General features: G+C 71.1%; 6 protein-coding genes and 1 tRNA gene. All 7 read left to right on the forward strand.

Annotated features, from left to right (window positions below):
• The first annotated feature begins 12 nt into the window (after window positions 1-12).
• The 7 genes from AVS7_RS16840 to AVS7_RS16870 all read left to right on the forward strand — a co-directional run bounded on the left by AVS7_RS16840 (window position 13) and on the right by AVS7_RS16870 (window position 10861).
• Window positions 13-1173, forward strand: a complete 1161-nt coding sequence (locus AVS7_RS16840; RefSeq protein WP_082176582.1) for an acyl-CoA dehydrogenase family protein — start codon at window positions 13-15, stop codon at window positions 1171-1173.
• Between the two features lie 11 nt (window positions 1174-1184).
• Window positions 1185-1967 (forward strand): enoyl-CoA hydratase/isomerase family protein, encoded by a 783-nt coding sequence (locus AVS7_RS16845; RefSeq protein ID WP_020230776.1) that lies wholly within the window; start codon window positions 1185-1187, stop codon window positions 1965-1967.
• Complete coding sequence (locus tag AVS7_RS16850) at window positions 1952-3301, forward strand: MmgE/PrpD family protein (RefSeq protein ID WP_020230777.1); 1350 nt, start codon at window positions 1952-1954, stop codon at window positions 3299-3301. The genes AVS7_RS16845 and AVS7_RS16850 overlap by 16 nt, the downstream gene beginning before the upstream one ends.
• Window positions 3302-3384: 83 nt before the next feature.
• Window positions 3385-4572, forward strand: coding sequence for a VWA domain-containing protein (locus AVS7_RS16855; RefSeq protein WP_020230778.1), 1188 nt, complete (start codon window positions 3385-3387; stop codon window positions 4570-4572).
• Between the two features lie 77 nt (window positions 4573-4649).
• Window positions 4650-6539: an autotransporter assembly complex family protein gene (locus tag AVS7_RS16860; RefSeq protein ID WP_369799120.1), complete on the forward strand. Its 1890-nt coding sequence runs from the start codon at window positions 4650-4652 to the stop codon at window positions 6537-6539.
• Between the two features lie 111 nt (window positions 6540-6650).
• Complete coding sequence (locus AVS7_RS16865; protein ID WP_020230780.1) at window positions 6651-10694, forward strand: translocation/assembly module TamB domain-containing protein; 4044 nt, start codon at window positions 6651-6653, stop codon at window positions 10692-10694.
• A gap of 92 nt (window positions 10695-10786) precedes the next feature.
• A tRNA-Arg gene (locus AVS7_RS16870) sits at window positions 10787-10861 on the forward strand.

Consider the following 10861-nt stretch of genomic DNA (forward strand, 5'->3'; position numbering starts at 1 on the left):
AAAGGAGACATGATGGATTTCGCGTATTCGAGCACCCAGCAGGAGATCCGCGCCGCAGTGGCCGAGCTGGCCCGGCGCTTCGGCGATGCGTACTGGCGCGACTGCGACGCGCGCGAGGCCTACCCCGACGCGTTCGTGGGGGCCATGACCGAAGCCGGCTGGCTCGCGGCTTTGATTCCCGAGCAGTACGGCGGCTCGGGGCTGGGCCTGCTGGACGCCTGCGTGATCCTGGAGGAGATCAACCGCCAGGGCGGCAACGCAGCCACATGCCATGCCCAGATGTACACCATGGCCAGCGTGCTGCAGCACGGCAGCGAGGCGCAGAAGCAAGCCATCCTGCCGCGCATCGCCACGGGAGCTCTGCGCCTGCAGGCCTTCGGCGTGACCGAGCCGGATGCCGGCTCCAACACGCTGCGCATCAAGACCTTCGCGAAGAAGGTGAACGGCGGCTATGTCATCAACGGCCAGAAGATCTGGACATCGCGCTTTCGCCAGTCGGATATGTACCTGCTGCTGGCCCGCACCACGCCCTATGAGGACGTCGCCCGCAAGACCGACGGCCTGAGCCTGTTCCTGGTGGACATCGCCCAGGCCGGCAAGGCACTGCAGCCGCGCATCATCGACACCATGCTCAACCACCACACCAACGAGGTGTTCATCGACAACCTCGAAGTGGCCGACGAGTGGCGCGTAGGCGAGGAGGGACAGGGCTTCCGGTATCTGCTGTCCTCGCTCAACGCCGAGCGCCTGCTCGTCTCCAGCGAATGCGTGGGCGACGGCAAGTGGTTCGTCGAGCGCGCGCGCACCTACGCCACCGGCCGCGTAGTCTTCGACAAGCCCATCGGCGCCAACCAGGGCGTGGCCTTTCCGATCGCACGGGCGCACATGAGCCTGAGCGCGGCCGAGCTCATGCGCAACCAGGCCGCCACGCTGTTCGACCAGGGGCAGCCCTGCGGCGGCGAGGCCAACATGGCCAAGTACCTGTGCTCCGAAGCCTCGTGGGAGGCCGCCGAGGCGGCCATGACCACCTACGGTGGCTACGGCGTGGCCACCGAATACGACATCGAGCGCAAATGGAAGGAAACGCGCCTGTTCCGCACCGCGCCGATTTCCAACAATCTGGTACTGGCCTACGTCGCCCAGCATCTGCTGGACATGCCGCGTTCTTATTGAGGAAACCCGCCATGGAAACCCTGCTGTTCGAGAAAGATTCCAGCCCCGGCGTCTCGGTGCTGACGCTCAACCGCCCCGAGGTGCTCAACGCCTTCAATACCGCCATGTGGCGCGAGCTGTGGACACTGCTGCGCGAACTGGCTTACGACACGTCGCTGTCATGCCTCGTCATCCAGGGCGCCGGCGTGCGCGCATTCTCCGCCGGAGGCGACCTCAAGGAGCGCAACGGCATGAGCGATGCGCACTGGGCTGCGCAGCACCAGCTCATCGAAGATGTGCTGCTGCTGGTGCGCGACTTCCCGCGCCCCGTGATTGCCGCCGTGCACGGCATCGCGCATGGCGGCGGCATCGAGCTGGCGCTGATGTGCGACTTCATCGTCGGCGACGACACCTGCGACATCGCCCTGCCCGAGGTCAAGCGCGGCTTCCTGCCCGGCGGCGGCGGACTGCAGAACCTCACGCGCGCCATCGGCGTGCGCAAGACCAAGCAAATGCTCTACACCGGCGCGCGCGTGCAGGCGCGGCAGGCGCACGAGTGGGGCATCCTGAATGAATGCGTAGCCGCAGGCATGCACCTGGCCCGCGCGCTGGAAATCGCGCGCGACATCGCGCGCGCCGCGCCGATGGCCATACGCACCGCCAAGGTCACCCTGCAGCAGGGAGCGGACTGCGACTTCCGCAGCGGCTATGCCCTCGACCTGGCATTCCACAATCTGCTGGTGCGCTCACCGGACCGGCTCGAAGGCATACGCGCCTTCAACGAAAAAAGGGAGCCGCAATGGACGCAAAGGTGAATACCGGCTTCTGGAGCCTGGCCGAGACGATCCATGCACAGCGAGCCCCGGCCATCGCGCCAGCCGCGATGGAACATGCCCGCCGCGCGTGGCTCGACACCCTGGCCTGCATGGTGGGCGGTGCCGGCGAGCCTGCCGCGCGCGCAGCGGCACGTGCCGCCGACACGGCCGGTGCCGAGCACCGGGCGCTCGTGCTCGGCACCGCCTCGCATGCGCTGGACTACGACGACGTGTGCATGCTGGCCACCTGCCATCCCAGCGCGCCCGTGGTGTCGGCGCTGCTCGCGGGGATCGACCACGCGCCAGAAGAGATCGCGTTGGCCGACCTGCTCGCTGCCCATCTCGTGGGCACGGAAACCATGCTGCGGCTGGGCGCCTGGCTGGGCTTCGGCCACTATGCGCTGGGCTTCCACGCCACCGGCACGCTAGGCGCCGTGGGCGCGGCTGCCGCCTGTGCCCACCTGCTGCGGCTGCCTCTGGCACAGTGGCACGCGGCGCTGTCAATCGCGGCCAGCTCCGCCTGCGGCCTGCGCGCCAACTTCGGCACGGATACCAAGCCGCTGCACGTGGGTTTCGCGGCCAGCTCCGCGCTCCGGGCCGTGGCGCTGGCGCGCGCGGGCGCCACCGCGAGCGACGATGCCCTCGCCGCATTCGCACACGCGTTCACAGGCGGAGCACGGCTCGATCCGCCCCTCCGGGATGCCTCGACACCGTGGGCCGTCATGGCACCCGGATTCGAAACCAAACGCTACCCGAGCTGCTACCTGACGCACCGCATGATCGCGGGCATCCAGCGCCTGCGGGAACGCCGCCCGCCACTAACAGACGATGCGCCCGTGTCCATCGACGTGCTGTTCCCTCCGGGTGGCACGGCTCCCCTCAAGCACCCTCAGCCGCGCACCGGGCTGCAGGCCAAGTTCAGCGCGCCCTACTGCGCCGCCGTGGCGTGGATGGACGGCCATGTCGGTCTGGGCAGCTTCAGCGACGCCGCCGTGCAGCGCCCCGCGCTGCGCCCCCAAATGGCCCGCATCCGTGTGAAGGAGCGCACCGGGCCGCACGAACCACTGGAAACCGCGCCGGTACAAGTGACCATTACCGGCTGCGGATGGAGCGACACCATGGCGGTGGACTGGGCACCGGGCTCTCCGCAAGATCCGGTGACCGACGAAGACCTGTTGGCCAAATGGCAGGACTGCGCAACCCATGGGCAGATCACAGTTCCCCCAGCCGTCGCCGCCAGCTGGCTGGCAGCGGATCTGGGGCAGCCAATGGACTCCTGGCTGTATTCCCTGCGCAAAGCGATTCTGGAGCGCAGTACCGAGGCCGATGGATAGTACGCTGGCAGGCGGCGTCATGTGCATGACAAGCGCCGTACGCCTGCCGGTTCCATAATGGGGAGTCCACGATTGACCCGCCCATGCTGATCGACTTTTTTTACACCCTGCGCGCTGGCAAGCTGCCGGTATCGGTGAAGGAATTCCTCACGCTGCTCGAAGCGCTGCAGGCCGGCGTGGTCGGCCCGCGCTCCGACGATGCGTGGAGCCTGGACGATTTCTACTACCTCGCACGCACGGCGCTGGTGAAGGACGAGAAGCACTTCGACAAGTTCGACCGCGCGTTCGCCGCCTATTTCAAGGGCGTGGAGATGCTGGCCGACTTCACCAAGGAAATCCCCGCCGACTGGCTGCGCAAGATGCTCGAGCGCGAGCTGAGCCCCGAGGAGAAGGCCGCCATCGAGAAGATGGGCTGGGACGAGCTCATGGAGACGCTCAAGAAGCGGCTGGAGGAACAGAAGGAACGCCACGAGGGCGGCAGCAAGTGGATCGGCACGGGCGGAACCAGCCCCTTCGGCCACGGCGGCTACAACCCGCAGGGCATCCGCATCGGCGGCGCCGGCAGGAACAAGAGCGCGGTGAAGGTGTGGGACCAGCGCGCCTACCGCGACTACGACGACACGCAGGAACTCGGCACGCGCAACATCAAGGTGGCCCTGCGCCGCCTGCGCAAGTTCGCGCGCGAAGGCAACGAGCTGGAGCTGGACCTGCCCGACACCATCCGCAGCACGGCGGCCAATGCGGGCTGGCTGGACATCAAGATGGTGCCCGAGCGCCACAACAACGTGAAGGTGCTGCTGCTCATGGACGTGGGCGGCACCATGGACGAGCACATCCAGCGCGTGGAGGAACTCTTCAGCGCGGTCAAGAGCGAGTTCAAGCACCTGGAGTTCTACTACTTCCACAACTGCGTCTACGACTTCATGTGGAAGAACAACCGCCGCCGCTTCGCGGAGAAGTTCCCGACCTGGGACATCATCCGCAAGTACAACAAGGACTACAAGCTGATCTTCGTGGGCGACGCGACCATGAGCCCTTACGAGATCCTGCAGCCAGGCGGCAGCGTGGAATACAACAACGAGGAGCCGGGCGCCGAATGGCTGCAGCGCCTCACGCACGCCTTCCCCAAGTTCGCCTGGATCAACCCCGAGCCGCAGGGCGTGTGGCAGTACCGCCAGAGCATCGGCATCATCCAGCAGATCATGGGCCAGCGCATGTACCCGCTGTCGCTCAAGGGGCTGGAAGAGACGATGCGCCTGCTCTCCAAATAAAGTCCACGCCTTTGTCCGACACGGGCGCGGCGGCCGGCACGGCATAGTGGCGAGGTCGCAACCGCGCCCTGCCCATCCTGCCCGTGCCTGTTTCCTTTCCCACCTCTCTCGCCCTGTGGCCGCTGCTGGCCTGCCTGCTGCTCACGGGCTGCGGCATGTTCAAGGATTCGCGCGAAGCGTCGCCGGATGAAAGCCAGGGCGCCATCGCGTCCGATGCGCCCGCGGGTTCCGGCCCCGATGCGTTCGCGCTCGAAGTCTCCGCGCCCGACGACACGATCCGCGAGCACCTGGAGCGCCACATGGAGCTGCAGCGCTTTCGCAAGCTGCCCGACCTGCAGGCGGGCGAGCTGAGCCGTCTGCTGGGCTCGGCCGACGCGAACGCGCGCGACCTGCTGGCGACGCTGGGCTACTTCAGCCCCGAGATCACCATCGCGCTGCGCGAGAACCCTGCCCCTGCCAAGGACGAGCCGCCGCGCACGGTGCAGGTCAGCGTGACGCCCGGCCCGCGCACGCACATCGCCAGCGCGCAGATCGAGCTGGCCGGCGCCGAGGCGCCCGAGCTGGCGCGCCGCCAGGCGCAGATCCAGCGCGGCTGGGGCCTGCCCAGCGGCGCGCCGTTCACCCAGCGCGACTGGGACGATTCCAAGTCGCAGGCCCTGCGCCAGCTGCAAACGCGCCGCTACCCCACGGCGCGCATCGAATCGAGCCGCGCCGACGTGGACGCAGACCGCGCCGAGGCCGACCTGCACGTACGCTATGCCCCGGGCCCCGCCTACCGCTTCGGCGAGCTGCTGGTGCAGGGCAGCGAGCGCTACGACCCCGAAGGCGCGCGCCGCATCGCCCGCCTGCCCACGGGCGAGGATTACAGCGAGACGCGCCTGCTCGACGCCCAGCAGCGCCTGGCCAGCAGCGGCTACTACGACGCGGTGTTCCTCTCGCTCGACCCCGACGCCCCCGACCCGCAGAACGCGGCGGTGATCGCGCAGGTGCGCGATGCGCCGCTGCAAAAGCTGGTCTTCGGCGTGGGCATCTCCACCGACAGCGGGCCCCGCCTGTCCATGGACCACATCCACAACCGCCTGCCCTGGCTGGGCTGGCGCGCGGTAAGCAAGGCGTCCATCGACCGCAAGAAGAAACTGCTCTCCACCGAATGGACCGGCCTGCCGCACGAGAACGGCTGGCGCTGGTTCACCGGCGCGCAGCTGCAGCGCGAGGACACGGGCAGCTACGAAGTGGACAGCGCCCGCCTGCGCGCGGGCCGCACCAAGAACGGCGACCACATCGACCGCAGCTACTTCCTGCAGTACGACGACGCCAAGAGCCGCGGCGACGAGGCGCCGCCCTCCAGCAGCGCCATCAGCGCCAACTACGGCTGGACGGGCCGCTACTTCAACAACAACACCGCCCCCACGCGCGGCTGGGGCCTGGGCGCGGAGATCGGCGTGGGCACCACGCTGCGGCCCGAGCGCGACCCGTTCGTGCGCACGCTGCTGCGCTGGCAGTCGTTCATCGGCCTGGGGCGCGTGGACCTGGGCGAGAACGTGCGCAGGAACAGCCGCCTGGCGCTGCGGGCCGAAGGCGGCGCGGTGCTGGCACGCGAAGGCGCCGACATTCCCGCCACCCTGATGTTCCTGACCGGCGGCGACACCACCGTGCGCGGCTACGGCTACCGCCAGATCGGCGCGCGCCTCGATGGCGGCCAGCTCTACGGCGGGCGCTACATGGCCGTGGGCAGCGTGGAATACCAGCGTCCCATCGAGCTGCGCGGCAACCGCACCGACTTCGAAAGCGCCGTCTTCATCGACGCGGGCGCCGTGGCCGACAAGCCCGGCGACCTGCAGGCGCGCGTGGGCGTGGGCGCCGGCCTGCGCTGGCGCAGCCCCGTGGGCCCGCTGCAGGCGGACGTGGCCTACGGCCTGCACTCCAAGCAGGTGCGGCTGCACCTGCGCCTGGGCTATACCTTCTAGTCGCTATGAATAAGAGAGCTGCTTGCGCTCTCTCTGCAACAATTTCAGATAGTTTTTCTATTCAAAACCTTTGACAGCAAGCGCAAGCAGCTACGATTTTTGAAAAGCTCCATGGCATCGCATTCCACCTCCGACCCCTACGCCGCCGCCGCGGCGCCCCCTCGCCCGCCACGGCGCCCGCGCCGCTGGCGCACGGCCGCACGGGTGCTGGGCGGGCTGGTGGTGGCAGTGCTGGTGCTGCTGGCCGCGCTGTGGTGGTGGATGGGCATCGGCACGTCGCTCGCCGCTGCGCTCGCGCGCGCCGCGCAGCACCTGCCCGCGGGCCAGAGTCTGGAATCGCGCGACGTGACCGGCTCGCTGCGCGGCGGCGGGCACATCGGCTGGCTGCGCTGGAGCAGCCCCACGCTGGAGGTGGAGGTGCAGGACGCGCGCATCGGCTGGCAGCTCGCGCCGCTGCTGCGCCGCCAGGTGCAGCTGGGCGAGGTGCACGCCGCGCAGGTCACCGTCACGCCCCGGGGCGAGCCCAGCCAGGAGCCCACGCAGCCGCTGCAGCAGCTCGTGCTGCCCGTGCGCGTGCACCTGCCCTTCCAGGTGGACCACATCACCTGGGCGGCAGCCAACCCCATCACCATCGACGACCTGGCAGGCAGCTACCACTACGACGGCGACCGGCACCACCTCGACGTGGACCGCGTCACGCTGGCCCAGGGCCGGTACGCGCTGCAGGCCACCCTGCAGGCCCAGGCCCCCATGGCGCTGGAGGCCCGCGCGCACGGCACCGTGCGCACGCCCGTGCCCAGCGGCGAGCAGCCCTTGCAAGCCCAGGCGCAGGCCCACGTGCAAGGCACCCTGGCCACGCAGGACGCGCGCCTGCAAGCCACCGCCCAGCTGCGCGGCGACGGCACCCCCCTGAGCGCCGACGTGCAGGCCCGCATCGCCCCCTGGGCGCCGCAGCCCCTGCTCCAGGCCGCCGCCGAGCTGCAGGCGCTGGACCTGGCGGCCCTGTGGCCCCAGGCCCCCGGCACGCAGCTGAGCGGTAGCGTGGGCGCCGAGCCCGAAGGCGAAACCGGCTGGCGCATCGCCGCCGACCTGCGCAACGCCCTGCCCGGCCCGTGGGACCAGCAGCGCCTGCCGCTCGATGCGCTGCAGGCCCGCGCCGCATTCGACGGCACCACCTGGACCGTGCCCGAGGCCACGCTGCATGCCGGCGGCGGCACCGTGGCCGCGCAAGGCGCCTACACGCCCGGCACGCACGCGCTGCAGGGCCAGGTACGCGTGCAAGGGCTCAACCCCGCCCGCCTGCACACCGCGCTGGACGCTGCCCCCGTGAACGGCACGGCCAGCGCCGAAGGCCGCGACGATGGCGCCGTGCGCTTCAACGCCGACCTGCGCGCCGCCGCCGCGCCCCGCCGCCCTGCGCGCGCGGGCACCGCCGCCCCGCTGCGCCTGGAGCGCCTGGCCGTGCAGGGCACGTGGCAAGGCGAGCGCATCGACATCGCGCGCCTCGACCTCGACGCGCTGCAGGCCCAGGTGCGCGCGCAGGCCCTGCGCATCGACACCGCCGCCCAGTCGGCCCAGGGCCGCGTGCAGGCCAGCGTGCCCGGCGCCACGGCGCAGGCCGACGGCCAGATCGCACCGGCCAGCGGCGGCGGCACGCTCTCCCTGCGCCTGGCCGACGCGCTGCGCGCCCAGCAGTGGGCCGCCACGTTGCCCGTCTCCCTCGAACCCCTGGCGGCCTGGAGCCTGGACGGCAATGCCGAACTGAACGCCCGCTGGAGCGGCGGCTGGCAAACGCTGCAGCGCGACCTGCGCGCGGCCGGCCTGGTGGCCGGCGCGGCACCCGCCCGCCCGGGCAATGGGCGCTTCGAGCTGCAGGCCCAGCTCAACGCCCCGCGCCTGCGCGCAGCGCGCGCGCCGCAGCCGGGCACGGGCAGCGGCCCGGTGCAGATCGAGCTGCAGCGCACCACCGCCGCGCTGCGCGGCTCCGTGCCCCAGGCCGCGCTGGAGCTGGACGGCACCCTGCGCCAGGGCGCGCAGCAGGCCCAGCTGCACCTGCGCGCCAACGCAGGCAATGCGGGCGCCGGCCGCTGGCAGGCCCAGGTAGCCGCGCTGCAGGTGCAGGCATCGGTGGAGCGCCAAAGCGGCCCCTGGCAGCTGCGCCTGTCCGAGCCGCTCACCCTGTCCGTGCGGCAGCAGCCCCGCCTGCAGGTGGATGCATCGGCCGGCCAGGCCCGCATCACCGGCCCGCAGCCGGGCGAAGCCGTGCTCCGCTGGCAGCCCGTGCACTTCGCACAAGGCGCCCAGGGCGCGGTGCAGCTGCGCAGCCAGGGCGAACTGCAGGGCCTGCCCCTGGCCTGGGCCAACGCCTTCGCCATGGACGGCCAGCCCGCCCTCGCGCGCCTGGGCGTGGCGGGCGACCTGGTGCTGGGCGCCGACTGGAACATCGACGCCGCCGACACCCTGCGCGCCACGGCCCGCGTGCGCCGCATCGGGGGCGACCTGCGCATCCTCACGGGCGACACCGCGCCCGCCACCGTCGTGCACAGCAGCGGCCAGGGCAAGGGCGCGGGTGCGCCCCAGGCGGTCGCCGTGCCGGGCACGCCCGCCGGCCTGCGCCAGCTGGAGCTGCAGATCGACGCCGAGGGCGACGCGCTGCGCGCCCAAGTGCAATGGGACAGCGAGCGCGCCGGCCAGTTGCAGGCCCAGGGCAGCACGCGCCTGGCGCGCGCGGCCGAGGGCGGCTGGCTGTGGCCCGCCGACGCACCCCTGGCCGCCACCGTGCGCGCCGAGCTGCCCGACGTAGGCGTCTGGTCCGCCCTCGCGCCGCCCGGCTGGCGCGTGAAAGGCACGCTGTCTGCCGACGCGCGCCTGTCCGGCAATCGCGCCGCGCCGCTTTGGCGCGGCCAGCTCGCCGCCGACCAGTTCGCCGTCAGCTCGCTGCTGGACGGCGTTCAGCTCACGGACGGCCGCCTGCGCGCCCAGCTGCGCGGCGACCGGCTGGACATCACCGAACTGTCGCTCAAGGGCGGCCGGGGCAGCCGCGCGCGCATCGCCGGCTACAGCGGCAACCGCACGGCGGCGCCGCAGGACGGCGGCACGCTCACCGGCAGCGGCACCGTGTCGTGGGCCGGAGCGGGCAGCGGCGCCGGGGGCTCGGGCATCGCCATGGACATGCGCGCCCGCGCGCAGGCGCTGCAGGTGCTGGTGCGCGCCGACCGGCAGGTCAGCGTCTCGGGCGACCTGCACGCACAACTGCAGGGCGGCCAGTTCACGCTGCGCGGACAGCTCACCACCGACCGCGCCACCATCCTGCTGCCCGAAGCCGGCGCACCCACGCTGGGCGACGACGTGGTGGTGCGCTCCGCCGCGCTGGACCGCGAAGCCGCCGCCAAGGCCCAGCAGGCCGCCCAGGCGGCACAGGCCGAAGGCGCGGGCCGCGTCGAGGCCGCCAAGCCGCCCGACGTCGCCGTCACGCTGGACCTGGGCGACGACTTCGCGCTGCAAGGCCACGGCATCACCACGCGGCTCAAGGGCCGGCTGGACATCCGCGTTGCCGGCGGCGCGCCGCGCGTGACCGGCGAGATCCACACCGAGCAGGGCCGCTACCGCGCCTGGGGCCAGGCGCTGGACGTGGAAACCGGCCTGATCCGCTTCAACGGCCCCTATGACAACCCCGCGCTGGACGTGCTCGCCATCCGCCCGAACATCAGCCAGCGCGCGGGTGTGCAGGTCACCGGCTCGGCCAAGGCTCCGCGCGTGCGCCTGTACTCCGAGCCCGACCTGCCCGACGCCGAAAAGCTCTCCTGGGTCGTGCTCGGCCGCAGCGCCGCCGCCGGCGGCGCCGAAGCCGCGCTGCTGCAGCAGGCCGCGCTGGCCCTGCTGGGCGGCGGCGGCACCGGCGGCAACTTCGCCCAGCGCCTGGGCCTGGACGAAATCGGCTTCAAGGGCCCCGAGTCCGGCGACGACGCCAGCGGCGCGGCCCTCACCTTCGGCAAGCGCCTGTCCAAGGACCTGTACGTCACCTACGAACGCAGCCTGTCGGGGGTCTTGGGCACGCTCTACATCTTCTACGACCTGTCGCAGCGCCTCACGCTGCGCGGACAGACGGGGCTGCAGAGCGCGGTGGACCTGATCTACACGGTGCGCTATGACTGATACAAGCCGAAAAGGCCGCTAGCGCTTTCCCATCAAGCGCCAGCAGCTATCAATCGAGGAGCACCCTGGGCACCGTACAATCCGAGCCCGGCCTCTCCGTAGTTCAATGGATAGAACGAGCGCCTCCTAAGCGCTAGATACAGGTTCGATTCCTGTCGGAGGGACCA

The organism is Acidovorax sp. MR-S7 (assembly GCF_000400995.2).
Taxonomy (GTDB): Bacteria; Pseudomonadota; Gammaproteobacteria; order Burkholderiales; family Burkholderiaceae_C; genus MR-S7.